1 protein-coding gene is annotated in these 594 nt (G+C 52.2%); it reads right to left on the minus strand.

All coding sequences use genetic code 11. From position 1 onward, the window contains the following. Positions 1-594: EF-Tu/IF-2/RF-3 family GTPase (locus ACOT1A_RS24620; protein ID WP_045135604.1), on the minus strand; the 594-nt coding region annotated here is incomplete at both ends.

Raw genomic sequence — 594 nt, forward strand, 5'->3', positions numbered from 1 at the left:
AGAACTTTAGCAACAACGCCCGCGCCAACGGTACGGCCGCCTTCACGGATTGCGAAACGCAGACCGTCGTCCATCGCGATTGGGTGGATCAGAGTCACAACCATCTTGATGTTGTCGCCTGGCATTACCATCTCTACGCCTTCTGGCAGTTCGATGGTACCGGTCACGTCAGTTGTACGGAAGTAGAACTGTGGACGGTAGCCTTTGAAGAACGGAGTATGACGGCCGCCTTCGTCTTTGGACAGAATGTACACTTCAGATTCGAACTTGGTGTGTGGCTTGATTGAGCCTGGCTTCGCCAGAACCTGACCACGTTCGATTTCTTCACGTTTGATACCACGCAGCAGAACACCAACGTTCTCACCAGCACGGCCTTCGTCCAGCAGTTTGCGGAACATTTCAACGCCAGTACAGGTAGACTTCGCAGTCTCTTTGATACCAACGATTTCAACTTCTTCACCAACTTTGATGATACCGCGCTCTACACGACCGGTAACAACGGTACCACGACCGGAGATGGAGAATACGTCTTCGATTGGCAGCAGGAATGGCTTGTCAATCGCACGCTCTGGTTCTGGGATGTAAGAATCCAGG

Origin of the sequence: Enterobacter cloacae complex sp. SYL003 (assembly GCF_049236925.1) — a bacterium.
Taxonomy (GTDB): domain Bacteria; phylum Pseudomonadota; class Gammaproteobacteria; order Enterobacterales; family Enterobacteriaceae; genus Enterobacter; species Enterobacter intestinihominis.